Source organism: Serratia nevei, from assembly GCF_037948395.1.
In the GTDB taxonomy this organism is placed as follows: domain Bacteria; phylum Pseudomonadota; class Gammaproteobacteria; order Enterobacterales; family Enterobacteriaceae; genus Serratia; species Serratia nevei.
In genome coordinates, this window is sequence record NZ_CP149940.1 from 2,580,701 (window position 1) to 2,604,977 (window position 24,277).

The following is a 24,277-nucleotide window of genomic DNA, read 5'->3' on the forward strand; positions in this document are numbered from 1 at the left end:
GCCAACCTGCTCACACTGAACGCACGATATGTTCGCGCAGCCACCGGTGAGCGGGATCCCGGTGCGATCGTTCGTGCCACAGCATGGTCATTTCAAAGCCCGGCACCGCCAGCGGCGGCTCGAGCCGTTGTAATAAAGGCTGGTTGCGCACCAGCCGCTCAGGCAGCATCGCCACCAAATCGGACTGCGTCAGCACCGAGATAACGAACAGAAAATGTGGCACGGAAAGCACCACCCGCCGCGTCAGCCCCACGTCCGCCAACGCCCTGTCGGTCATACCATAGAACCCGCCGCCGTCCGGCGAGACCATCACCTGCTCCAATTGGCAAAATTGCGCCGGCGTCAGCCTGGCATGCAGCTTGGGGTGGCCGACCCGGCCCACCAGCACATAGCGTTCGCTAAACAGCGTGCGCTGCCGCAGGCCGGATGGCGCACCTTCTCGGGTATGAAACGCCAGGTCGATTTCCCCTTGCTCCGCCCGTTTGGCGAGGCGCGCCGGGGCGATCTCCAACACCGCCAGCCGGGTGCCGGGCGCCGCCGTGCGTAAACCGTTCAGCGCCGGCAGCACGATGGTGGATTCGCCGTAGTCAAAGGCAGCCACGCGCCAGGTATCGGTCGCCACGGCGGGATCGAACGGCGTCGCCGGCGTCACCGCCAACTCGAGCGCCGCCAATGCCTGACGTAACGGTTCCCGCAGCTGTTCCGCTCTGGCGGTCGGACGCATGCCGCGCGGGCCGGGCAACAGCAGCGGATCGTCAAAGATCGCCCGCAGTTTGGCGAGATGTACGCTGACCGCCGGCTGGGAGAAATTGAGCCGCTGTGCCGCGCGTGTTACGTTGTGCTCCGCCAGCAGCGCGTCGAGCGTCACCAGCAGGTTGAGATCCAGCCGCCTTAAATTATTCATATTTATACCTGGGATAACGGTAATTCATTTCTAATATACCGACTAACGCCCTAACCTGCAGCTCTCACACCAAGGAGAGCTGTTATGAATGTGCTGATTGTTTACGCCCACCCGGAGCCGCTGTCGCTGACCGGCTCACTGAAAAACTTCGCCGTTGAACGCCTGACGCAGGCCGGCCATCAGGTACAGGTGTCCGACCTGTACGCCATGAAGTGGAAAGTGGCGCTCGACGCTGACGACAGTCTGGAAGGCCCGGCAACGGCTCGTTTCGATCCTTCTCTGGATTCGCAGCGCGCGTTCGCCAACGGCATACAGAGCGCCGATATTGCACGGGAGCAGCAAAAATTGCGCTGGGCGGACACGGTGCTGCTGCAGTTTCCGCTGTGGTGGTTCTCGATGCCAGCGATCCTCAAAGGCTGGTTCGAGCGTGTCTATGCTTACGGTTTTGCCTACGGCGTGGGTGAGCATTCCGACACCCATTGGGGTGACCGTTACGGCGAGGGGACGCTGGCGGGCAAACGGGCGATGCTGATCGTCACCGCCGGCGGCTGGGAGTCTCATTACGCCCCGCGCGGCATCAACGGGCCGATCGACGATATCCTGTTCCCGATCCAGCACGGCATGCTGCATTACCCAGGGTTCGAGGTGCTGCCGCCGTTCGTCACCTACCGCGCCGGCAAAACCGATGAGGCACGCTTTGCCGCCCTGTGCGAGCAGCTCGGGCAGCGGCTGGATAATCTGTGGAACGCCGAGCCAATCCGCTTTCGGCGGCAGAACGCCGGTGACTATCTGATCCCGCAGCTGACGCTGAAAGCGCATCTCGCGCCGGGGCAAGACGGTTTCGGCGTTCACATCGAGTAGCCGGATGCGCACGCCCGGGCGCATCCGGGGCGTGCCCTTAATTCAGGGCGGCGAGAAATGCCTGGTAGCCTTGCGCGCTGCGATCCAACTCGTGGGATTGCAGCGGCTCCACAGTCCCGTCCGAAGCGGCCTCCTTGCCGTAAAAGGCGAAGAACGAGGCATAGTCGGCCCGCACGTAGCCGGCGGTGACTTCAAACGGCCGGAAGATTTCCTCCAGCGAATAACGATAGCGCCCGTCGCGCGCATAATCCTCTGCACGCACTCCCGCCGTGACCGCCAACGCCAGCTTCTTGTTTTGCATCTTGTAGCCGCTGCGGGAACCGTAGGCCCAGCCGTAGGTGAGCACGTCGTCCAGCCATTTTTTCAGCAACGGCGGGCTGCTGAACCAGAAAATCGGGAACTGCAGTACGATGTTGTCATGGGCTTCAATCAGCCGCTGCTCTTGGGCGACGTCGATCTGCCAATCCGGATAGGCCTGATGCAGTTCGTGCACGGTATACCGCTCCGGATAGCGCCGCAGCTCCTCCAACCAGCGTTTGTTGACCACCGAGTTCGCCATATCGGGATGGGTCACCACCACCAAGGTTTTCATATCGATTTCTCCAGTCAGGTGTCTATCGGCGCATCATAGGTTATGCTGGAACAATGTAAAATACGCACACTCGCGACACATACTTACCCTGGAGAAAGTACCTAATGACCGCTGAATCCCACTGCAGCCCAACGGGCATCAGCCTCGAAGACACCGGCTATGGCTATACGCTGTCGGTGATCAACGGCAAATATAAAATGATTATTCTCTACTGGCTGGCGTTGTATAAGCCGGTATTGCGGTTCAACGAGCTGCAGCGCTGCGTCGGCACCATTTCGTACAAAACGCTGAGTTCGACGCTCAAAGAGCTGGAAAAAGATCGCCTGGTGGTGAGAAAGGAGTATCCGCAGATCCCGCCCAAGGTGGAGTACAGTCTGTCCGAGCGCGGGCGTTCGCTGATCCCGGTGATCGACATGATGTGCAACTGGGGGGAGCAGCACCGGCCGGAACAGCCGGTGCCGTGAGGGGTTAGTTGTCTGCCGCCGCTGAGGTTGCCGCAGCGGGCTCATCGTGCTCGACCAACGCGTCTGCCGGCCGGCACTGGCGCAGCGTGCGCACGCTGAAGGCCACCAGCACGCCGAGCACGGCGGCGAATGCGCCAAACGACAGCACGCTCATCAACGGAGTAAACACCCTGCCCAGTACGCCGAGTCCCAGCGCGCCGATCGAATCGCCGGTTACGTCCTGCGCGGTGCCGAGGCTGTTCACCCGCCCCAGCAGATGATCCGGCGTGTTGCTCTGGATCAGCATGAATTGCAGGAGCGAGGCGATGGCGTTGGCGTAGCCGTAGCACACCAGCGCCAGCAGCGCCGGCGCCAGGTGGTTGAACAGCCCCAGCGAAGCGATAGCGGTAAACGCGACGATGGCGGCGACCAGGATCAGCACGCCGGGACGAGCGTATCGCCCCACCCAGCCGCTGGTCAGCGCGCCCAGCATCGCGCCGAGCGGCACCGCGGAATACATCAGGCCAATAGAGGACGCGCCGACGTGGTAAGCGCCCTGCGCCAACGCCGGGAACAGCACCCTGACGGCGCCGACGATGCTCATCAGCATTCCCAGCAGCACCACCGACCCCACCACCTTATTGCGCCAGACAAACTGGAAGCCGCTGGCGAGCGCGCGCAGCGGGTGTTCCGGCTCCTGCTGCTGCGGCAACAGCGTCGGCAGGCGTACCAGCGGGATCAGGGTGCCCAGCGTCCCGGCGGCGGCCACGGCGAACGCCAGCCCCACGCCGCCGAACACGATGATGATCCCGCCCAGCGCCGGCGCCAGGATCGCGCCGATGCGCACCGTCACCATACTCAAGGCCCCCGCCGCCGCCAGGTTTTCGCGCCCGACCAGCAGCGGGATCACCGCCATCAGCGCCGTCATGCCCAGCGCGCCGAAGAACCCGTCCCAGGCCGCCAGCAGGTAAAGCGCCCACAGCGACGGCGCCGGGGCGAAGGCGTTCAGACTCAGGGCGACAAAGCCCAGCCCGCAGGTGCCGCGCGCAAACAGGATCAGCTTGCGGCGATCGTAGCGATCGGCGAGCACGCCACCCAGCATCAGGCCGATAAACATGCCCACCCCGTCCAGCGCCACCGCCACGCCCACCTGCAAGGTGGAGCCGGTCATCGCCTGGATCTGGATCGGCACCCCCACCGCCAACATGCCGAGGGAAAACACCGACAGCATGCGGGCGCAGAAAATCGCGCGGAAATGCGCATTGCTTCTCAGCAAGCTGAAATCAAGAAAAAAAGAAGGTCTGGCCATAGTGTCCTGCATATCATGTTTTAGTACGGGCCGGGACGCACGCCCCCCGGCCCGGTTGCGTTATACCAACCCGTATTGCCGCGTCAGCAGCTCGTGCAATAGCGGGCCGAGCGTCTCCAGCGAAGCCGGCGACAGAATGTCCGCGTGTTCGCAGCGCTGGTGATGGCAGATCAGCCCATCCAGATACGGTGCCCACACGGCGTCGATATCCATCTCCGGCGGCAGCGTCTGGTCGGCGACAAACAGCGTTGCCGTGCCGTGGAAACGCCGGCTGCGCGCCTGGGACAGAATGCGCACCGCGTCGCGGTAGTTGGCGACGATGCTGTCAAACATCGCCGCCTTCTCCGCCATCAGCGCCGGATCGCCATGATCTTCCGCCATAAACTCGGCCTGCTCCTGCGCCACCTCTTTCTGCGCCTCCTCCTCGCTGGGGCCGGTCCAATCCTGGCCTTCCGGCGGATAGGTATCCAGCATCCCAAGGAACGCCACCTCTTCGCCCTTCTGCTGCAGGCGCGCGGCCATCGAATGCGCCAGCGTGCCGCCGAGCGAATAGCCCAGCAGGTAGTAAGGCCCCTGTGGCTGCAGGCGGCGCAGATGGGCGAGATGACGATCGACCATCTGCTCGATATCCTCGCAGGTGGCGATGGCGCCGTCCGGTCTTGGCGACTGCAGCCCGATGATGGGATAGTTCCCCGGCAGATAACGGCTCAGCCCCGAGTACTGCCAGGCGAAACCGGAAGCGGGATGCAGGCAGAACAGCGCCGGGCCTTGGCCGGCCCGCAGCTGCAGGCATTCGCCGACGCCGCGGCTCTCGGCCGAGTTGGCCGCCTGCGCGTCATCGAGCAGGTGCGCCATCTTCTCCAGGCTGCGGGCGAACATGATCTGCCCGACGCTCAATGGCCGAGGCACGCGCCGACGCAGCTCTGCCGCCAGACGCATCGCCAGCAGCGAATGGCCGCCCAGCGCGAAGAAGTCGTCGTCGGCATACACCGTCTCGCGCCCCAGCAGTTCCCCGAACAGCGCCGCCAGCAGGCGTTCGCTGTCGCCCTGCGGCGCACGCCCGGCTTGCAGGGCCAGCTGCGGCCGTGGCAACGCCTTGCGATCCAGCTTGCCGCTGGCGCTGAGCGGGAAGCGGTCGGTCATGACATAGCTGACCGGCATCATGTGCGCCGGCAAACGCTGCTCCAGCGCCTGATGCAGCACGGCGGTGTTCAGCGTCACGCCCGGTTGGGCGATCAGCCAGGCGACCAGCTGGCGCATATCGGCGCCGCCAAGCCCCGTCGCGCCCTCGCCCAGCTCGATGGCGTGCACCGCCGCTTGCGCTACCCCCGGCTGCGCCAGCAGCGCCTGCTCGATTTCGCCCAGCTCGATGCGCTGGCCGCGGATCTTCAGCTGATCGTCGCTGCGCCCCAAATACTCGACGCTGCCGTCTTCCAGCCAGCGGGCGATATCGCCGGTGCGATACATGCGCGCGCCGTTGCCGGCGGGATCGGCGACAAACCGCTGCGCCGTCAGCCCCGGCCGATGCAGATAGCCATCGGCCAGCTGAATGCCGCGCAGGTAAAGATCGCCGGCGCAGCCGACGGGTACCGGCCGCAGCATGGCGTCGAGAATGCTCAGCTGGGTGTTCCAGACCGGTTTGCCGATCGGCACGCCGGCGCCGTTTACCGCCGCCAATGCCGCGCCGGACGCCGGTTGGTAGGTGACATCGACCGCCGCCTCCGTCGGGCCGTACAGGTTGTGCAGCGGCGCGGTAACCAACGCCTGATAGCGGGAAGCCAGTTCACACGACAGCGCTTCGCCGCTGCAGAACACGCGTTTCAGGCTGGCGGCGGCGCGCTGTGGCGCCCGTTCGTTCAGCGCCTCCACCCAGATAGCCAACATGGACGGAACGAAATGCAGCGTGGTCACGCCATAGTCGTCGATCAACGTCGTCAGCGCCTGCGGATCGCGGTGCGCCTCCGGCGGCGCCATCACCAGGCGTGCGCCGACCATCAGCGGCCAGAAGAATTCCCAGACGGAAACGTCGAAGCTGCACGGCGTTTTCTGCAATACCACGTCCTGCGCATCGAGCGCATACTCGTGCTGCATCCAGAACAGGCGGTTGACGATCGCCCGGTGGTTCACCACCACGCCTTTCGGCCGCCCGGTAGAGCCGGAGGTATACAGCACGTAGGCGGGATAATCGCCGTTCCACGCCGGTTGGCGCGGCGCCGGTTCGCGCCCGCTCTCGTCCAGCGCATCGAACAGCAGCGTCGGCGCCAGCGCGGCGAAGCGGGCATCCAACGCGTTTTCGGTGATAATCAGCCGCGGTTTGGCGTCCTCCACCATGTAGGCCAGCCGCTCGTCCGGGTAGCCGGTGTCCAGCGGCAACCAGGCGGCGCCGGTCTGCACAATCGCCGTCAGCGCCAGGCTGAGGCGCACGGAGCGCGGCAACGCCACCGCGACGATATCCCCCGGCTGAATGCCGGCCGCCGTCAGCCGCTCGGCCAGCAGCGCGGCCTGGCGCTGCATGTCACGGTAGCTGAGGCTGTGCCCGGCATCCTGCAGCGCGATGCGTTCCGGCGTGCGCCGCGCTTGATCGGCGATCGCCTGATGCAAGGTGGTGTCCGCCACCGCCTGCCCGGTGCGGTTGACCGCCGCGATCAGCGCCTGCTCCGGCGGGGTTTGCAACTGCCAGCGCGGCAGCGGCAGATCCGGCTGGGCGATCCACTGTTGCAGCAGCGCCATCAGCCGCGCGGCGAAGCGCTCAGGCTGCGGCACCGAGGCGCGGTACTCCATCAGCAGGCGCAGACGTTCGCCCGGTAGCACCAGCAGCGTCAGCGGATAGTGGGTATAGCCTTTGTTGCGGATGGCGTCGCAGCGCAGCGATCCTGTGCCGCCCAGCAGAGCGTCGTTGTCCGGGTAGTTCTCCACCACCAACAGCGTATCGAACAGCGTGCCCGCCCCGGCCAGGTGCTGAATTTCCCCCAACCCCAAATCATCGTGCTCCAGCAGTTCAATCTGCCGGTGCTGCAGGTCGGTCAACTGCTCCGTCAACGGACGATCGTGCTGCAGACGAACCCGCACCGGCAGCGTGTTGCTGAACAGGCCGACGTGTTCCTCGATCCCTTCTATCTGGCCAAAACGGCCGGAAACCGGCGAGCCGAACACCACGTCCTGCTGGCCGCAACAGCTGGCCAGCTGCAATGCCCAAATGCCCTGCATTACGGTATTGAGCGTCAACCCGCGTTCGCGGCACAGGGTCAGCAAGCGCCTTTCCTCGGCCGGCGGCAGCGTCATTTCCAGCTCATGCACGCGTTCGTCCTGCGTTTCACCGAACAGCAACGTCGGGCGCACGTCCTGCAGCGTCTCGCGCCACAGGCGGCGCGAGGCTTCGGCATCCCGCGCGGTCAGGCGGCGCACGATATCGGCATAGTTCGAACGCAGCGGCGGTAACGCCTGCTCGCCTTCACGCAGGGCAAGCATCAGATCGTTGAGCACCACCGGCGTCGACCAACCGTCGACGATCAGGTGGTGCGCGTTAAGGAACAGCGTGTAGCGTTCGCTATCGCCGTGTTTGACCCACAGCGCGTGCAGCATCGCGCCGGGCTGGTTGAACAGATCGCGCTGCAGTTCCTGCTGCTCCAGCCGGTGCAGTGCCTGCGCTTCTTGTTCTTCCGTCAGCGGCGGCAGCGCGTGGCTGTCCAGCGGCCAATGGCTTTGCTGCGGTATCAGCTGCAGCGGCTCGCCCTCGCGGTTGAATCGGGCGGCCAATTGCGGATGGCGGCGGATCACCGCATCCAGCGCCTGCTGAAGTTGATGCGCGTCCAGTTCGCCGCAGAGGCTCAGGCGCGTCAGCGAGTTATAGCTGCCGCCCTGCTGCGCCGTCTGCGCATGGAACAGCAGGCCGTGTTGCAGCGGCAACAGCGGCAGCGCCGCGGCTAACGGCCCGCACTCCCGCTCCCAGGCGCGCACCGCCTCATCATCGGCGCCCGGCTGGGCGATCTCGGCCGCCACCAACGTCGCCGCCGCGCGTTCGGGATGCCGTTCGGCAAATTCGCACAGTGAACGCACCGCTTGCTCGATGCCGCTGTGCAGCTGCGTAATGTCGCTCTCGCTGAAAATCCCCTCCAGCCAGCTCCAGTTGATCGCCAGGCACGCGCCGTCGCGCCGCTCTTCGACAAAGATATTCACCTCTAGGCCATACGACAGCGCCTGCTGCGCATCCTGCGCCACGGCGAAGGCGTCGCGGAAGCGGGTTTGGCTGCGCTGCGGCGTCCAGTGCCCCTCATCCTGGCTGAAACGCCCGAGGTAGTTGAATAAAATCTCCGGGGCGTTACGCTGCGCCAGCGCCGCCAGATCGTCACGCTGCGGATGCAGATAACGCAGTTGGCCGTAACCGACGCCGCGATCGGCCACCGCTCGCGTCGCCCGTTTCACCGCGCGCACGGCCTCATTGTGCTCGGCGTCATGCAGTTCGATGCGCAGCGGATACTCCGCCGTCAGCCAGCCGACGGTGCGGGCCAGATCGAGGCCGTCGTCCAGTTCGGCGCGGCCGTGCGACTCCAGAGAGAAACGCAGCGAAGCGGCCTGGAAACGGCGGCGGCAGGCCTGAGCCAGCGCGCACAGCATGATCTCTTCAACCTGGGCGCGATAGCTCTGCGGCAATGTGCCGAGCAGCGCGGCGGTCAACCGGCTGTCGAGCAGCGTGCGCCGCTCGCTCACCGAGGCGATGCGATCGGTCTGCGGTTCCAGCGCGCGCCGGCCCAAACGCGGCACGCCGTCCGCCAGCATTTGCCGCCAGAACGGCAGCTCGGCTTCCCGGCGTTCCACGTCGGCGCGTAAACGCGCGGACCACTCATAGAGCGAGGTTTCTTCCGGCGGCAGCGTGATCGGCCGCCCCTGCATGGCGCTGTCGGCCACTTGCCGCAGCTCCTCGAGCAGGATGCGCCAGGAAACGCCGTCGACCACCAGGTGGTGGATCGCCAGCACCAGCCCCAGGCTCTGCCCGTCGCGCTGCAACAGGATCGCCTGCATCATGGCGCCGGCCGCCGGATCGAGATGCTCGAGTGCGGCGTCAAAAGCCTGTTCCGCCGCCGGCTCCAGTTCGCCGGATACGGCCTGAACCTGCATGAGCTCAGCGCTAGCGGCTTCTTCAACCACCAACTGGCCATCGCGGATCCTGGCGCCCAGCGCCGGGTGCGCCGCGCGCAGCTGGTCCAACGCATCACGCAGCTGTTCCGGCTGCAGCTCGGCAGGCACGCGCAGGAAAACGCCGTGCGCAAAGCGGCGATGCATATCGCCCGTTTCGGCGAACCAGTGCAGGATCGGCAGCCCGTCGATCGGGCCTTGCTGCACGCTGCGTGAGGCCTGAGAGTCTACGGCCAGCGGCTGCATCGCCTGCGCCATGCGCGCGGGGGTGTGCAGCGCGAAGATCTCGCGCGGCCGCAGCAGATAACCGTTGCGCCGCAGGGCGGTGCCCAGCCCCATCGCCGAGATGCTGTCGCCGCCGAGCGCAAAGAAATCGTCGTCGGCGCCGACGCGCTCCATCCCCAATAAGTTGGCCATCGCGCGGCAAATCAGCCTTTCCTGCTCGGTGGCCGGTTCGCGAATGCTTTGCGCCAGCGTCTCCTGCGGTTTGGGCAGCGCCTGGCGGTCAATCTTGCCGTTGACGTTGAGCGGCAGCTCCGGCATCACCACCAGGATCGCCGGCACCATATAATCCGGCAGACGCTGCGCCAGCTGGCCCAGCAGCTCGTTTTGCAGCGCCGGCGAGGCGCGGCGCGCGTCATCCTGTACCGAGCAGTAGCCGATCAGGCGATAGGTGGCGCCGATCGGCTCGGCGATCACCACCGCACGCCCCACGTCCGGCAAGGCGGCCAAGGCGCTTTCCACCTCCCCCAGCTCGACGCGGAAGCCGCGCACCTTGATTTGGTGATCGGTCCGGCCAATGAACACCAGCTGGCCCTCCGCGCTCCAGCGCATCAGATCGCCGCTGCGGTACATCACCTCGCCTTCGGCGAACGGGTTGGCGACAAAGCGCGCCGCCGTCAGATCCGGGCGCCGCAGGTAACCGCGCGCGATGCCTTTGCCGGAAATGTACAGCTCGCCCGCCGCGCCGATCGGCACCGGCTGCAGGCGGCTGTCGAGCAGCCAAACTGAGGTATTGGCGAGGGGACGGCCGATTACCGGCTGGTCTGCGGCCGTCACCGGCGCGCCGAGGGTATCGACGGTGTATTCGGACGGGCCGTAATAGTTGTGGATCTCCACCTCCGGATGCTGCTGCATCAGGTTCCACAGCGTCGGCGTCGCCGCCTCGCCGCCGATCATCACGAACGACGGCAGCGGAAACTGCCCCTTCAGCAGGCCGCAGTCCACCAGTTGCGAGAAGAACGACGGCGTGATGTCCAGCAGATCGATCGGCGTCTGTTGGGTTTGTTCCAGCAGCGCCCAAGGGTCGCGGCGCAGCTCTTCATCGAAGATAACCAGTTCGCTGCCCATCATCATGCAGAACAGCGGTTCCCAGGAGGAGTCGAAAGAAAACGAGGCGGTATGGCCGGCGCGCAAGCGGCGCGCGTGGTGAGCCTGGAATTTTTCGATCGCCGGGCCGAACAGAGAGGCCTGGTGCGACAGGAACAGGTTCAGCAGCCCGCGGTGGGTGGACATGACGCCCTTGGGTTTGCCGGTCGAGCCGGAGGTGTAAATCATGTAGGCGAGATGCGCCTCGCTCAGCGGCACGCGCCGCTCGGCATCCGTTATCGGCGTGCCCTCGGCGGCCGCGCAGCGCGCCAGGCACGGGGCGTCGTCCAGGCACAATACCTGCGGCAGATCCGGCATGTTGGCCCGCGTGGCGCGGTGGGTCAGCAACATCACCGGCCGCGCGTCGTCGCACATCAGCACCAAACGTTCACGCGGATAGTCCAGATCGAGCGGCATATAGGCTGCGCCGCTGGCCAGCACGCCGAACAGCGCGACCAGCGTGTCCACCGAGCGCGGAATGCCGATGGCGACCACGTCTTCGGCGCCGATGCCGCTTTCGATCAGCACTCGCCCCAGCTGCATCACCCGTTCTGAGAGCTGCCGGTAGCTGAGGCGCACGTCGCCGCAGGCCACCGCTAACGCCTCAGGCTGGCGCTCAACCTGGTGTTGGAACGCATCCATGATCGAGACCATGCCCGCCGGCGGCACCAGCTCTGCGCCACGCCCCCAGGCCGCGAGTTGACGCAGCTCCCCTTCGCCGATCAACGCCAGTTGACCGTGCGGCTGGTGCGGCTGCCGCGCCAGCTGCTGCAGCCAATGGCCGATGCGCTCCGCGTGATGATGCAAGGTGCGCGGCGAGTATTTGGCCGGGTTGGCGACCAAAGACAGCGTCAGCACGCCGCTTCGAAAACCGATCTCAAACTCCAGATCGTCGACCGGCCACATCGCCAGCGTATGGGTGACGGCCGCCTGACCGTCGAACGACAAGGCGCCGTGGTAAACCTTGACGTTGACCACCGGGCCATACAGTTCCTGATGGCCGCCGACCAGGCCGAGATCGCGTTTGATCTGCTCCGCCTCATAGCGTTGATGGCGACGCGCCTGCTTGATCTCCGCCACGGTGGCCTGGCAGACGTCCGCCAGCGACAGATCCGGCGTCACGTTCAGCAGCAGCGGCAGCACGTTGACCACCGGGCCGACCGCCGCCAGCGCCTGCGACCCCATCCGGCGCATGAAAGGAAAACCGATTGAGAAGCGGGTTTCGCCGCTCATGCGCGCCAGATACATCGCCAGCGCCGCCGTGACGATATCGGCCGGTTGCAGCGACTGCAGCGCATCATCGCGCCGCGCTTCGTCAAACAGCGATTCAGGCAGCACCAGCGCCTGTTTGAGCGGCCGCGCGCCCGGTTCAACCTCCCGGTTTTCCGTCGATAACGACAGCGGCGACGGCAAATCGCGCAGATGCTGGCGCCAGAATTCGGCCGCCCGCTCACGTGCGGGCGACGTTTGCCATTGCTGAAACTCTTCCACCACCTTGCCGAACGGGGTAAACGGCGAGGCCGCCGGCGCCAGCCCGTGGCGCAGCGCGCGGTAGAGATCGGCGATCCGGCGGGTGATGGCTTCGAAGCTGAAGCCGTCCAGGGTCAGATGATGAAAGCGCTGGTACCAGAACCAGCGATCGGCGCTGACGCGGATCACCGCATGGCGGTAAAGCGGCCGCTCGCCGTCCGCCGGCAGATCCTGCGCCAGATCGTCGTTCATCAGCGCCAGCGCCGCCTGTTCGGCGTCCGGCCGCGCGCTGAAATCGAACCACTCCGGCGCGTGCACGCGTGCGGGGTCGGCTATCAGCGGCAAACGCTGCACCGGCTGGCCGTCCTGCGCCTCAAAGAATCGCGCCTGAACCGTATCCGCTTCGGCCAGCCCTTGACGGATGGCGCGCTCCAACGACGAACGATCGATAGCGCCGTGCAGTTCGGTGTAGTGCGCCACGGCGAAGCCGTTGCGGCGCAGCGCGATTTGGTCGGCGATCCAGATCCCCGGTTGCGCTGCAACCAGCGGATACTCCCGATACTCGACCTGAGTATCCGGCAAAGAAAGCGTTTCTGACATGGTGTCTGTCCTTTTCCTCAAACGGAATGTATCGATGTGGCTGCCTGGCGCTTAACGCGCCGCATCCGCCGCTTTCAGCGCCGCCGGCCGCATGTCCTGCCAGTGCGTTTCGATGTAGTCGATGCATTCGCCGCGCGACGCTGGCCCCATCAGCACGCGCCACCCCTGCGGCGTCTCGGCAAACTGCGGCCACAGCGAATACTGCTGCTGCGCGTTGACCAAAACGGTGAAACGGAGGCTTTCGTCATCGAACGGGTTTTGTTGTTCCTGAGTCATTTGTATTACCTGTCTGTCAAAATGTGTGGGTTATTCCATCGCGGAAAGCAGCTGGCGCACGCCGTCCACCAGGCCGCCGCGCCAGCAGAGCGCATCGTGCCCGCCGGAAAACACGCGGTATTCGGCGCGGTGCCCCGCCGCCGTCAGCGCCTGGTGCATCTGGCGATTAACGAATTCGATGTCCGCCTCCCGATCGCCGGCTTGCTGAATCACGGTGAGCGTGGGCGCCGCCGCGTTGCGTTGCCGAACCTGGCGTATCAGCCAGCCTTCCTCCAGTTCGTGGCGTTTTTCGAACTGGGTAACGAATTGCACCGTGGGCCACCAGAAGGAGCCGGACTGGCTCAACACGCGGCCGAAGCGTTCCGGCCAGTGCACACCGGCATATAACGCCGCCAGCCCGCCGTAGCTTTGGCCGGCGACGACGGTGCGCGCCCCTTCCTCACTGAACGCTTCGCGCTTCTGCGCCTGCGGCAGCAGCTCTTCGATGATTGCCTGCCAGAAGGCGGCGTTGCAGGGCAGCTCGTTTTCCCGGTGTTCACCGTCGATCGCATCGATCAGCAGCCAGCACGCGGGCGGCAGCCGCCCTTTTGCGGTTTCGTGCTCGATCACCGGCAACAGCGCGTGCCTTTCGATCCAGTTTTGGCCATCGAGCAATAGCACCAACGGGCGGTTCGCTTTCACCGCCGCGTCGCCGCTGGCATACAGCCAAACGCGCCGCTGGTTATCCAGACGTTCGCTGCGCCACTGAAAAAGCTGTAGCCGCGCCTCATCCAATGGCCGATCGACGGCCTGCCAGGCGCTTTGGTCGTCGGCATCCGGCCCTTGTGCCAGGGAAACCGGGCGCGGGCGATGCGAAGGCCCCAGCGAAAGGCGATTCAGCGGATCGGCGATCGCCAGCGGGAACAGCGATACCCACCAGGCGCGCTGCTGGCGATCGCGCAACGCTTCGTCGCCGCTGAAGACGGGGGGAAGATCTCGCTCTGTGATGGGGATCAGGCTGTAGCTGCCGCGCCAGCGCCGATCGATAACGGCGGCGCCGTACCAAACGTCGGTGCCGGGGAGCCGGGTCAGGCTGCTGGGGGACGTGCTGTGGTGATCGGTAATGCCGTTGATATCGGCGTAAACGCGGCATATCGGCGAGTGCCGTTCATCGCCGGCGGGATCGCGCCACAGCCAGGTCATTTTGACGTGGCGGTCATCGTGCGGCTCGACGATGGGCGTGCCGTGTGAGGCGACCTTCTGCCACCACGCGGGCTGCCCTGCCGCCTCTTCACGCAGCCATTGCGCCGCCAATCCCTCATGACCGTTTTCTGGCCTCTTTTCCGGCAAAAACTCCATAGCGCCCCTTACATAACATGAGTGATTTTTACAAAACCTGACAATCGTATTGATACTCATTATCATTTTCAATACTATTTGTCGGATTTTTACCGTCGTGCACACACGGCGTTTCCGCGTCGACGGGTGAAGAACGCTTGTCGGCATTTCGGGGTTTATCAGGGTGGCATGACACACGAAAGCAGGTATGCAGGAGAGATAATGAAGATTAAAAACAAAGGGATAGAAAACGCGAACGCAGAGGCGATGTCCGCCAAGCGTCTGTTGCTGGGATCGGCGCTGGCCTTACTGCCCTTCGCGCCACACGCGTCCGCCGCCGCGGACGAGACGATTCTGGTGACCGCCGACGCGCAAAACAGCGTGACCGCCCCGGTCAAGGGGATCGTCGCCAAAGAGAGCGCCGCCGGCACCAAGACCGCCGCCTCTCTGCGTAAAACGCCGCAGTCCATCTCAGTGGTCACGCGCGAGCAGATGAACGACCAGGAGCCGGCGTCGGTCGCCGACGCGCTGAACTACACCAGCGGGGTAATCACCACCTACCGCGGCAACTCCAACCGCAATGACGAAGTGATCAGCCGCGGCTTCCGCTATGCGCCCAAGCTGCTCGACGGCCTGCACTTTGGCCTTTCGAGCCAAAACGGCGGCGCCGGGCAGATCGATCCCTGGCTGCTGGAGCGCGTGGAGATGGTGCACGGCCCGGCCGGCGTGTTGTACGGCCAGGTCAGCCCCGGCGGCGTAGTGGTGATGACCAGCAAGCGCCCCACCGCCCAAAGCATTCACGAAGTCAAATTCAGCACCGGCAACCGCCATCTGGCGGAAACGGCGTTCGATTTCGGCGGCAAGCTCAACGACGACAATACCCTGTTCTACCGCCTGAACGGCATCGCCAGAACCGAACATGAGTTTGTCAAAGACAGCAAGCAGCAACGGGTGGCCATCGCGCCGGCCTTCACCTGGCTGCCGAACGAAGACACCAGCTTTACGCTGCTGACCAGCTACCAGAACGATCCGAAAGCCGGATCGCGCAACTTCCTGCCGCGCGCCGGCACGCTGTTCCCGACCAGCGCGGGCTATGTGCCCTACGACTTCAACATCAGCGAACCCAGCTTCAACAAGTCGCGGCGCGAGCAGGCGTCGATCGGCTACAGCCTCGAGCATAACTTCAGCGATGCGCTGTCGTTCACCCAGAACCTGCGATTCACCCACCGCGATGAAGACTATAAATATCTGGTTTATAACGTAAACTCGAAGGTCAACGACCACACCGTCACCCGCATGGCGCAGCATGAAACGCAGATGACCAACGAGTTTGGCGTGGATAACCAGCTTAAGGGGTTGTTCGACACCGGCGAGGTGAAGCACACGGTGCTGGGCGGGCTGGATTACCGCTACAGCCATATCGATTCGAAGATGTATCGCGATCGCGGCAACGACTACCCGATCGACTGGGCCAACCCGGTTCGCCCCAGCATCGATGGCAGCACGCTGGCGCTGGCTTCCAGCGACTTGAAGACGCTGAATCAGGTCGGGGTGTATCTGCAGGACCAGCTGGAGTGGAATAACTGGAACCTGCTGCTGTCCGGCCGTCAGGACTGGTCGCAGGTCAACACCCGCGATCGCACCAGCGGCGGTAAAGAGCAGACCTACAACGATGCCCAGTTTACCGGCCGCGCGGGCCTGCTTTACGCCTTCGACAACGGCATTTCACCGTATGTCAGCTACAGCACCTCGTTCGATCCTAACCTGTACCCGAGCGCGCCGGGCGCCGATCCGCTCAAGCCGACCACCGGCAAACAAACCGAGGTGGGCGTGAAGTACCAGATCCCGGGCGGCAACACCCTGCTGACCCTCTCCTGGTTCGACATTACCCAGCGCAATGTGGCGTCCTATAACCGCCTCACCTCCGCCTACGAGCAGATTGGTGAGGTGAAATCCAAAGGGATTGAGGCGGAAGTGCACGCTCAGCCGACGCCGGAGATCAAGCTGACCGCCGCCTATACCTACACCGACGTGGTGACCAAAGACTCCAACTCGGCGGACGAAATCGGCCACAGCCCGGCGGGCATCCCGCGCCACGCGGCGTCCGCCTGGGGCAGCTACAGCTTCCTGAGCGGCGCGCTGAACGGCCTGACCGTCGGCAGCGGCGTGCGTTATATCGGCGATGCGCCGGCCGACGCCATCGGCCAGTACGATGTGCCGCACTACACGCTGTACGACGCCATGGTGAAATATGACCTCGGCCAGGCCTCGTCGGCGCTGCGCGGTGCAGCGCTTCAGCTCAACGTACAGAACCTGACGGACAAGAAATACGTTTCATCCTGCAGCGGCGAGTACGCCTGCTTCTACGGCAGCGGCCGCAGCATCATCGCTTCGGTCAACTACCGCTGGTAACAAAAATGGGCGGCCAGCGCCGCCCATTTCTTCCGCCTTTCCCGCCGCCTTTACTCCTGCTTCAGTTCCCGCAAATGCTTGTACACCGTGGCGCGCCCCATCGACAGCACGTTGGCGATGTAGTCGGCGGCGCTTTTGGCCTTGAACGCCCCCTGATGATAGAGATCGCTGACCAGCCGCCGTTTCTGTTCGCGGCTCAGCGCACCGAGCGCGGCGTTTTCGCGCCGCAGCCAGTCGTGCAGGAAGGTGTTGATCTTCTCCTGCCAGTCATCTTTGAACAGCGCTTGCGGCTGCGGCTGCAGCCGGGTGACCGACAGGAACATGTCCAGCGCGTTGCGGGCGTCCTCGAACATCGCGGTGCTCAGGTTGATGCACAGCAGATAGCTGGGCTTGCCCTGCTCGTCGCGCGCGGCGATGCTCACCGAGCGCATCTTTTTGCCGTCCCAGTTCAGCTTCTCATAGGGGCCGGTCACGCCGGCGCCGCCGGCGAGCTCGAAGTCGTCCAGCCCGGCGTCGTCACCCGGTTTGCGCTTCGACAGGTTGTTCGCCAGATAAGCAATCTTGTTGGTGGCCAGATCGTGGATCACCACTTCCGCATTCGGGAAAAACAGCGCCGCGATGCCGTCGGCGACCGAGCGTAAAAGTTCGAGTTGAGAAGAAGAGTTCGGCACGCTGGGGTGTCTCCGTATAGCCCGGTTTGGTTTGCTGTTCAGCCGCTTAGCATACCGCAGTTGCCGCCGCTTGCCGAGCGGATGGCGTTTGCGCCCCCTGCGCCGACGGCGGCGCTGCAAACGCCCTTAGTGTTCACACCCGCGATCAGAATTGGCCATTGCCGGTCGTCGGAAAAATACCTTCCGCCAGGCGAAAGAGGAAAGGGAAATATTTAAAGTCACTTTATTCACATGCCGTTTTGTTATTTAAAAGCCGCACCTTTGCCAATGACATTAATCCACACCCACTTTATTGAATTATTCACTTCATGCCGATCGCGAATTGATTAGCGGACTCCTTTATCCAAGAAAAATCCCATTAAAATCATCATCCTTTACATAAAGAAAAACGCCAATTCGGACTATTCCTAACTATTTCCTTCTGGCATCGAGAATAAATTTAACTTGCAGTACTGCAATAAGGATGCAGCTTAATTTGAGTTGTATAAGCAATTTAATTTAAAGGACTTTTACTATGAACCATGAATCCAGGGCGGACTGTTCCGCCAACGGCTACATTATTGAAGTTTCAAGTTTTAAACTGCCGGCCTCACTCAGCCCTGAAGCGTTTGCCGTATTGGACAAGCGTGTAGAAGAGGAATTTATCTCAAACCAGAACGGGTTCATTTCGCGTGACTCAGGCATCAGCGTAGACAATGAACCTCGCTGGGTGAACATTGTAAAATGGGAGACGCTGTTGGATGCGGATGAAAACATCTACCAATTTACGCGGGCTTCCGCGCCGGCGTCCGTCAAAGAATATCTGGCGAGTATCGGCGCTGAGCCGGTGGAATTAAAACGCTATCAGCATACCGGCGCGTAATGCGTGCCGGATGACCACGCCACGGCGGCGCGGTCTTCTTTAACGCTGATTGGCAAAACCTGAACGGGTGGCCGCTCGCGGTCACCCGTCCGTTTCAGGTGAGCACATTTATCAGACCCTGCCTCGACGGCCGCAACACATTAAAACAGCCTCGGATTAGGCTTCTCTTTGCACGATAAAAACACGGCCGCAGACGGCGTTTTAACAGGATTTTAACGCTGCCGAGGGGAAACGCCATTGTCAACATAGCAGTTAAATAAAATGAAACTTTTTGATCACATTCAAGCTTCTGAAAAATAGATAAAAAGGGTTTTTATGCGCTTTATATGCATAAAGTATGCATGCACACGCTCAGCGTCGATGAAAAGTAATTAACTATTCATTTGCCGCCCTGCAGGCGGCGAAAAACCGTCCGCTGGCCCGATGAGAGGGGGGCTAACAACCGGCATAATTAGTGGTAAATTTAGCGTCGCAAAGTGTTATGCGCTTGCTAATCCACGGTTAAACGAAATAAATACCTCTAATATATAAAGGTTGGTTATGGAAAAGCTATCCTACGCTTCAGACAGCAGCACCACCGCTTGGGCTACATATCTGCAACAAATCGATCGCGTCGCCCCTTACCTCGGCGAGCTGTCACGCTGGGTTGATACGCTGCGTCACCCTAAGCGCGCTTTGATTGTCGATATCCCGCTGCAGATGGACGATGGCACCATCCGTCACTTCGAAGGTTTCCGCGTACAGCACAACCTGTCGCGTGGGCCGGGCAAAGGCGGTATCCGCTTCCACCCTGACGTCGATCTGAACGAAGTGATGGCCCTGTCCGCCTGGATGACCATCAAGTGTGCCGCGGTCAACCTGCCGTACGGCGGCGCCAAGGGCGGCATCCGCGTCGACCCGTTCAAACTGTCTGAAGGTGAACTGGAGCGACTGACCCGCCGCTACACCAGCGAAATCGGCTTCATCATCGGGCCACAGAAAGACATTCCTGCGCCGGACGTCGGCACCAACGCCAAAGTGATGGCCTGGATGATGGACACCTACTCCATGAACCACGGCACCACCATCACCGGCGTGGTCACCGGCAAACCAATCCACCTCGGCGGCTCCCTGGGCCGTGAGAAAGCGACCGGCCGCGGCGTGTTCGTCACCGGCAGCGAAGTGGCCAAGCGTCTGGGCGTGCAGATCGAAGGCGCCAAAGTGGCGGTACAAGGCTTCGGTAACGTGGGCAGCGAAGCGGCTCGCCTGTTCGTTGGCGTCGGCGCGCGCGTCGTCACCATCCAGGACCACTCCGCCACCCTGTTCAACGCCAACGGCATCGACCTGACCGCGCTGACCGAATACCAGGCCAAGCACAAGCAGATCGCCGGCTTCCCTGGCGCCAGCGAGATCGAAAGCGAAGCGTTCTGGTCGGTCGACATGGACATCCTGATCCCTGCGGCGCTGGAAGGCCAAATCACCCGTCAGCGCGCCGAAATCCTCAGCGCCAAGCTGGTGCTGGAAGGCGCTAACGGCCCAACCTTCCCAGAAGCGGACGACATTCTGCGTTCCCGTAACATCACCGTGGTCCCGGACGTTATCTGTAACGCCGGCGGCGTAACGGTCAGTTACTTCGAGTGGGTGCAGGACATGGCGAGCTACTTCTGGAGCGAGTCCGAGATCAACGAGCGTATGGACAAGATCATGACCGACGCCATGGTCCACGTCTGGAACAAGGCGGCCGAGAAAGAGTGCAGCCTGCGCACCGCGGCTTACATCGTGGCCTGTGAGCGCATCCTGACCGCACGTAAAGAGCGCGGCATCTACCCAGGTTGATGCCCGTATCCCGGCCTGCCCCGGCAGGCCGGATTTTCCTCAGCGCAAACAGCGCTTCAACACCTTACCGGTACTGGTCATCGGCAAACGCTCGACGAACTCGACGATACGCGGATACTTGTACGCCGCCAGCCGCTCCCGGCTCCAGGCAATCAGCGTTTCTTCCTCGATCGGCTCTTCCGTCTCTTTCAATACCACCACCGCTTTGATCTCTTCGCCCAGCGACGGATGCTCGACGCCGATCACCGCCACCAACGACACCGCCGGATGGCGAATCAGCGCCTCTTCAATCTCGCGCGGATAGACGTTGAACCCGCCGCGGATGATCATGTCCTTGGCCCGATCGACGATGAAATAGAAGCCGTCGGCGTCGCGACGCGCCAGGTCACCGGTGCGGAACCAGCCGTTTTCCAGCACCTCTGCCGTCGCCTCAGGGCGGTTCATATAGCCTTTCATGATGTTGTAACCGCGCACCGCGATCTCCCCGACCTGGTCGATGCCGTCGACCGGCTGCCCGGTGGCGTCGAGCAGGCGCACCTCCACGCCCCAGATCGGTTGGCCGATGGAGCCGGGTTTGGTTACCCGATGGGGATGGTTAAAGGTGGCGACCGGGCTGGTCTCCGACAGCCCATACCCTTCGAGAATGTTGACGCCGAAGCGGCGCGAGAAATCCTCCAGGATCTGCACCGGCAGGCTGGCGCCGCCGGACACCGCCATACGCAGCGTGCTGCGCAAGCGCTCGATATCCGTGTGCTCATCCAACGCATTCAACAGCGCCCAATACATGGTCGGCACCCCGGCGAAAAAGGTGATGCCGTGCCGTTGCATCAGCGCGATGGCCTGCGCGGCGTCGAAGCGCTCGACCAGCACCAGAGTGGCGGCGGAAGCGAACCCGGCGTTCATCTGCACCGTCGAACCAAAAGTGTGGAATAGCGGCAAGGTCACCAGGTGACGATCGGGGGCCGTCTCCGAACCGTCGAACAGCCGCACCGATCCCAAGGCGTTGAGCACCAGATTGGCGTGAGTCAACTCCGCCCCTTTGGCGCGGCCGGTGGTGCCGCTGGTATACAGCACTACTGCGGTGTCGCTTTCGATCGTCGTCGCCGAAGCGAATTCGGTAGCCTGCTCGGCTATCGCCGCGCTGAAACGTTCCCCTTCGAGCGGCAACCGATCGCCGATGATAAACACCTCGCGGCACTGCTCCGCCTTCGCCGCCGCCCGCAGCGCTTCCTCCCCCAGCGGCAGGCCGCTGCTGCCCTCGAAACAAAACAGCGCCACCGCCGCCGAATCCGCCAGGTAATAGTCGAACTCTGCGCTTTTAAGCAGAATATTCAGCGGCACCACCACCGCGCCGCTTTTAAGAATGCCGTAATAGATAGCCGGAAACTCCGGCCGGTTCGGGCAGGCCAGCGCCACCCGTTCACCGGGCCGTACGCCGCGCGCGGCCAACAAATTCGCCACCCGATTGGCCATGTCGTTAAGCGCCCGATAGCTGAGCGGGTTGTCGTCCTGTATCACCGCCGGCCGCTCCGGCCAGGTGCGCGCACTCTCTTCAAGCAAGGTAGCCAGATTCAGCATCGGGGATCCTCCCTGGGGTTGAGCGGCGAGAAAAGCGCCGCAGTATCACGAGTATAGATAGGCGCTTTGCGGTTCGCATTCCCAGGGGCGCTGGGCTATACCTTAGGCAATCCCTATCCCGCAGGAGTTGTGATTATGAGCAAGAAAAAGATCCTGATGCTGGTCGGCGACTACGCCGAAGATTACGAAACCATGGTGCCGTTTCAGGCATTGCAGATGATCGGCCATTGGGTGGACGCCGTGTGCCCCGGCAAAGCCGTCGGCGATTATATCCAAACCGCAATCCACGACTTTGACGGGGCGCAGACCTACAGCGAGAAACCCGGCCACCGTTTTACCTTAAATGCCGACTTCGCCGCCGCCAAGGAAGAGCACTACGATGCGCTCTTGATCCCCGGTGGCCGGGCGCCGGAATACCTGCGTCTGAACCCCGACGTGATCGCGCTGGTGCAGGCGTTTGACGCCGCGAAAAAACCGATCGCCGCCGTTTGCCACGGCCCGCAGCTGCTGGCGGCGGCCGGGGTGTTGAAAGGCCGCACCTGCAGCGCCTACCCGGCCTGCGCGCCGGAAGTGCGGCTGGGCGGCGGCCATTATGCGGAGATCGGCATCGATCAGGCGCACGTCGACGGCAATCTGGTCACCGCCCCGGCCTGGCCGGCGCATCCGCAGTGGCTGGCGAAGTTCGCCGAGGTGTTGGAGCAGTAACGCAGCGCTAGCGGAGCTGTTCGATCAGGAAGTGGATGTCGTACAGCCAGCGCTTGGCGCGCGCGGAACGCACCAGCATCGACACGCACAGCGGCCGGGGATGCTCTTTGCACGCGGAGGGGGAAAACCAGCGCCCGGTGTTGGTCGGCGGCTGGAAATACAGTTCGTGGTTGTAGTTGCCGCTGTCGACGCCGAAGGTATCGAAGTAGCGGCGCATCAGCGTATTGGAATCGCTGAACGACAGGTTGAGCGCGGTGTTGATCTCGGTTTCCGGGGTGATGGCCACGCCCTTCTTCAGCCGCCCTGATGCGTTGAAGGCGGCGATAAGCGCGATGACCTGTTGCTGAATGTCTTCTGCCATGACAACCTCGAGCCGGTATGAATAAAAGATGAATGCGGTTCTCTGTCTGACTCTGCTCACCGCGGCGAGTTCTGGCCGCCGGCCGGGTTTTCTGTTTCTTTACACTTTCCATAAAAAAACCGCGCGCAGCCAAATGCCTGGCGCGCGCGGTCGACGGTTAGCGGCTGAGCGTCGCCTTGTCGGCGAGGACGCCATCCCCCTGCCGCTCGGCGGTAACGCCGCCGCCCAACACTTTATACAGGGTGGCCTGATTGTCGTACGCGGTCTGCTGCGCGGCGATCAGCGCCTGTTGCGCCGTGTACAGCGTGCGCTGCGCGTCCAGCAGCGTCAGGTAGCTGTCCACGCCCTGGCGGTAACGCAGCTCGGCCAGGCGATAATATTGCTGCGCCGCCGCCACATAGCCGGTTTGCGCCGCCAGCTGTTCCTGCAGCGTGGTTTTGCGCGCCAGCGCGTCGGCGGTTTCCTGAAATGCCGTCTGCACCGCTTTCTCATAGGTGGCGACATACAGGTCTTTCTGCGCCTGGGTGTAGTTGAGTTGAGCCGTGTTATAGCCGCCGCTGAAGATCGGCAGGCTGATGCTCGGTGCGAACGACCAGACGCCGGCTCCGTGGCTGAACAACGAGGAGAGTTCACCGCTGCCCACGCCGCCGCTGGCGGTCAGGCTGATCGACGGGAAGAACGCCGCCCGCGCCGAGCCGATATTGGCGTTGGCGGATTTCAGGTTATGCTCGGCCTGCAGCACGTCCGGCCGCTTCAGCAACACTTGCGAAGAGACGCCGGCCGGCAGATCGCGCATGATCCCGCCCAGCGCCTCGATGCCGCTCGGCAGCAGGTTTTCCGGCACGCTTTGCCCTACCGCCAAATCCAGCGCGTTTTTCGCCTGCGCGGCGCTGGTGGCGTAGCTGGCGGCGTCCGATCGCGCCTGCTGATAGACGGTTTCCGCCGACGCCACGTCAACCAGCGACGCAATCCCGTGCTGTTGATTGTTGCGCGTGACGTCCAGCGACCGTTTGGCGCTCGCCATCGTCTGCTGCGCCACCGCCAGATTGCTGCGCTCGGCCGCCACCGCCACCCAGTCGGTGACGATATCGGCGATCAGCGTCAGACGGGTGCTTTTCGCCGCCTCCGAGTTCGCCAGATAGGTTTCGAACGCCGCGCGCGACAGGCTGGCGTTCTTGCCGAACAGATCCAACTCGAATGCGCTGACGCCGGCCGCGGCTTCGTAGCTTTGGCTCAGCGCGGTGGCGTTGCCGCTGCCGGTCAGCGCCCGCCCGCGGCTGCCGTCGGCGGTGGCATTGATTGTCGGGAACAGCGCCGAGCGCTGCTCGCCGTACAGGGCGCGCGCCGACGCGATATTGGCGATCGCCTCGCGCAGATCGCGGCTGCTGTTCAGCCCCAGCGCCACCACCTGGCGCAGCCGGGCGTCCTGGACATAGTCACGCCAGGCGACGTCCGGGTAGCTCAGCGCCTGGTTGCCGCCGGCCTCGCCCTGCGGCAGGTTGGCGGGCACCGGCGCCGCCGGGCGCTGGTAGTGCGGATCCAGCGACAGACAGCCGGTCAGCAGCAGCGGTAAAGTTAACATCATGACTCGTTGCAACAC

The 24,277-nt window shown here is 63.4% G+C and carries 16 protein-coding genes; 6 read left to right on the forward strand and 10 right to left on the reverse strand.

The window, feature by feature from the left end:
• Positions 1 to 10 precede the first annotated feature (10 nt).
• The gene (locus V8N38_RS12505) at positions 11 to 904 is read right to left on the reverse strand and encodes a LysR family transcriptional regulator (RefSeq protein ID WP_060418861.1); all 894 of its coding nucleotides are present in this window, start codon (positions 902 to 904) and stop codon (positions 11 to 13) included.
• An 84-nt stretch (positions 905 to 988) separates the two neighbouring features.
• Here V8N38_RS12505 and V8N38_RS12510 point away from each other — a divergent pair, with 84 nt between their 5' ends.
• Positions 989 to 1,765 carry an NAD(P)H-dependent oxidoreductase gene (locus tag V8N38_RS12510; protein ID WP_147839950.1) on the forward strand — a complete coding sequence of 259 codons (777 nt, stop codon included), beginning with the start codon at positions 989 to 991 and terminating at the stop codon, positions 1,763 to 1,765.
• A 37-nt stretch (positions 1,766 to 1,802) separates the two neighbouring features.
• Here V8N38_RS12510 and V8N38_RS12515 read toward each other — a convergent pair whose 3' ends face one another.
• Positions 1,803 to 2,357 carry an NAD(P)H-dependent oxidoreductase gene (locus tag V8N38_RS12515; protein ID WP_049199666.1) on the reverse strand — a complete coding sequence of 185 codons (555 nt, stop codon included), beginning with the start codon at positions 2,355 to 2,357 and terminating at the stop codon, positions 1,803 to 1,805.
• 104 nt (positions 2,358 to 2,461) lie between these two features.
• Between V8N38_RS12515 and V8N38_RS12520 the strand changes: the two genes are divergently transcribed.
• Positions 2,462 to 2,821 carry a winged helix-turn-helix transcriptional regulator gene (locus V8N38_RS12520; RefSeq protein WP_142109910.1) on the forward strand — a complete coding sequence of 120 codons (360 nt, stop codon included), beginning with the start codon at positions 2,462 to 2,464 and terminating at the stop codon, positions 2,819 to 2,821.
• Positions 2,822 to 2,825: 4 nt separating this feature from the next.
• Here the strand turns inward: V8N38_RS12520 and entS are convergent, their stop codons facing one another.
• The 4 genes from entS to fes are packed head-to-tail and all read right to left on the reverse strand — an operon-like array spanning position 2,826 to position 14,294.
• A complete protein-coding gene (gene entS, locus V8N38_RS12525; RefSeq protein WP_060418855.1) occupies positions 2,826 to 4,109 on the reverse strand; it encodes an enterobactin transporter EntS in 1,284 nt (427 codons plus the stop codon).
• A gap of 60 nt (positions 4,110 to 4,169) precedes the next feature.
• Positions 4,170 to 12,680 (reverse strand): non-ribosomal peptide synthetase, encoded by an 8,511-nt coding sequence (locus V8N38_RS12530; RefSeq protein ID WP_147839949.1) that lies wholly within the window; start codon positions 12,678 to 12,680, stop codon positions 4,170 to 4,172.
• Between the two features lie 51 nt (positions 12,681 to 12,731).
• Positions 12,732 to 12,956 carry an MbtH family protein gene (locus V8N38_RS12535; protein ID WP_060419694.1) on the reverse strand — a complete coding sequence of 75 codons (225 nt, stop codon included), beginning with the start codon at positions 12,954 to 12,956 and terminating at the stop codon, positions 12,732 to 12,734.
• Positions 12,957 to 12,986: 30 nt separating this feature from the next.
• Entirely contained in the window at positions 12,987 to 14,294 is a 1,308-nt protein-coding gene (fes, locus tag V8N38_RS12540; protein WP_244951313.1) for an enterochelin esterase, read from the reverse strand.
• A 201-nt stretch (positions 14,295 to 14,495) separates the two neighbouring features.
• Between fes and V8N38_RS12545 the strand changes: the two genes are divergently transcribed.
• Positions 14,496 to 16,685 (forward strand): TonB-dependent siderophore receptor, encoded by a 2,190-nt coding sequence (locus V8N38_RS12545; protein ID WP_084827783.1) that lies wholly within the window; start codon positions 14,496 to 14,498, stop codon positions 16,683 to 16,685.
• Between the two features lie 50 nt (positions 16,686 to 16,735).
• Here V8N38_RS12545 and V8N38_RS12550 read toward each other — a convergent pair whose 3' ends face one another.
• Entirely contained in the window at positions 16,736 to 17,356 is a 621-nt protein-coding gene (locus V8N38_RS12550; RefSeq protein ID WP_060418849.1) for a transcriptional regulator, read from the reverse strand.
• A gap of 514 nt (positions 17,357 to 17,870) precedes the next feature.
• Here V8N38_RS12550 and V8N38_RS12555 point away from each other — a divergent pair.
• Positions 17,871 to 18,218 carry an antibiotic biosynthesis monooxygenase family protein gene (locus V8N38_RS12555; protein WP_060418847.1) on the forward strand — a complete coding sequence of 116 codons (348 nt, stop codon included), beginning with the start codon at positions 17,871 to 17,873 and terminating at the stop codon, positions 18,216 to 18,218.
• A gap of 540 nt (positions 18,219 to 18,758) precedes the next feature.
• Entirely contained in the window at positions 18,759 to 20,033 is a 1,275-nt protein-coding gene (locus V8N38_RS12560; protein ID WP_060418845.1) for a Glu/Leu/Phe/Val family dehydrogenase, read from the forward strand.
• Positions 20,034 to 20,072: 39 nt separating this feature from the next.
• On the opposite strand, the gene V8N38_RS12565 is transcribed toward V8N38_RS12560, so the two are convergent.
• The gene (locus V8N38_RS12565; RefSeq protein WP_147839948.1) at positions 20,073 to 21,611 is read right to left on the reverse strand and encodes a long-chain-fatty-acid--CoA ligase; all 1,539 of its coding nucleotides are present in this window, start codon (positions 21,609 to 21,611) and stop codon (positions 20,073 to 20,075) included.
• Between the two features lie 135 nt (positions 21,612 to 21,746).
• Here V8N38_RS12565 and V8N38_RS12570 point away from each other — a divergent pair, with 135 nt between their 5' ends.
• Positions 21,747 to 22,316, forward strand: a complete 570-nt coding sequence (locus tag V8N38_RS12570; protein WP_004937978.1) for a DJ-1/PfpI family protein — start codon at positions 21,747 to 21,749, stop codon at positions 22,314 to 22,316.
• A gap of 7 nt (positions 22,317 to 22,323) precedes the next feature.
• Here V8N38_RS12570 and V8N38_RS12575 read toward each other — a convergent pair whose 3' ends face one another.
• Complete coding sequence (locus tag V8N38_RS12575; RefSeq protein WP_049200624.1) at positions 22,324 to 22,677, reverse strand: DUF1493 family protein; 354 nt, start codon at positions 22,675 to 22,677, stop codon at positions 22,324 to 22,326.
• Positions 22,678 to 22,834: 157 nt separating this feature from the next.
• Positions 22,835 to 24,277 (reverse strand): efflux transporter outer membrane subunit, encoded by a 1,443-nt coding sequence (locus V8N38_RS12580; RefSeq protein WP_147839947.1) that lies wholly within the window; start codon positions 24,275 to 24,277, stop codon positions 22,835 to 22,837.